Annotated in this window: 1 protein-coding gene; it reads left to right on the forward strand. The window is 68.3% G+C overall.

Annotated elements, in window-relative coordinates; translation table 11 throughout:
- The first annotated feature begins 374 nt into the window (after nt 1-374).
- Nucleotides 375-626, forward strand: a complete 252-nt coding sequence (locus EDF51_RS19690) for a hypothetical protein (protein WP_134196262.1) — start codon at nt 375-377, stop codon at nt 624-626.
- Nucleotides 627-1,235: the final 609 nt, after the last annotated feature.

Genomic DNA, 1,235 nt, shown 5'->3' on the forward strand with positions numbered 1-1,235 from the left:
GTGTGGCAGCAGCTGGGTGGTTCCCGTTGCTAGCGGGGTGGGCTGCTACCTGATCCGGCATCCCACCCCGCGGTTCGATCAACGGGGCGAAGGGAGACCGGCGTATGAGTGATGGTGACGTGACGCCGGCATCGCCTGGCGTGTTCTGCCTGGTACCACCGGGCCCGCGTCGAGTGGGAGGGTTCCTGCAGGCACTGCTCCCGCTCCCGCCACGCTCATCAGCTCCTACCCATGCCGGCCAGTGTCGCACGGCCGCATCCTGGAGGACCCAGACGGTCAACGGCGGCGGCATCCGCTTCCCTCGAGCTGACCAATGGCGCACCATGGCCACAGAACAACCTCGTCTCGAGTAGCAATCCGGTTGGAGGTGCTGCATGCACTGGCAAGAGGTCGTCGATGTCGGCCGATCCGATGCTGCCGCGCACCGCGATCGTGCCGTCCTCGAGCGGGCAGGCGCTGCGCGCTGCACCGAAGAAGCGCGAACTGCCACAGACCTCGACAGTGAGCTGTTGTGGCTGATGCGCGCGCTGCAGCAACGCTCTGCTGCAGCAAGCAACGAGATCGCCTCCGAAATCAGCGACCGCATCGCCGACCACGCCGAACGCGTCCTCCACGCGCAGCAGTGACCTGACCGGGGCGTGCGCCGGGCACCTCGTTCAGCAGAGATCGGTCGCGGTGAAGATAACGGAACTGTAACGGCGGGTCGGAAGACCCAACTCGTCCGGTGCGAGTACGGGCTGAGCGGCGCCGGTCGGACTGCGCTCCAGGACGGCCACATGGTGGCGTCGAGCGTCCTCGATGACCTCTTCGCTCCGCTCAACGGCGACCATCGCAGCGGGCTGCTCCGCACGCTGCGCCTCCTCACCCAGGGGGAGTAACCGGGGAGGTAGGCCGTGCCGTGCCGGCTGGTCAACTGCCGTCCTGCGGTCGATCCGTCTCCAGGCATCTTGGGTCTTTCTATGCGAGAAGACGCGGTCGCTCTGTCCGACCGTGCGGATCGGCGGTATCGGCGACTCCGGCGGCGCGAGCCCGCACGTCCGGCGTGAGCGCGTCAAGTGCGGGGTCTGCGCCCTCGACCTCCGACCTCCGACCTCCGAGCCCGGCGTGGTGCCGGCGTCGGCGGGTCATGCGGGTCGACGGGCCTGGCGGATCCTCCGCGTCGTGATGGCAATGGGCTGTTTGAGATGGTGGCGGTGGGGTGGTCAGAGCAGGACGAGCGCGGCCGCGATGCCGAG

This window comes from Curtobacterium sp. PhB25, assembly GCF_004365375.1.
GTDB lineage: Bacteria > Actinomycetota > Actinomycetes > Actinomycetales > Microbacteriaceae > Curtobacterium.

Bases quoted from the DNA above. Each gene is read 5' to 3' on its own strand.
- EDF51_RS19690 (WP_134196262.1), top strand. From the start codon at position 375: ATGCACTGGCAAGAGGTCGTCGATGTCGGCCGATCCGATGCTGCCGCG.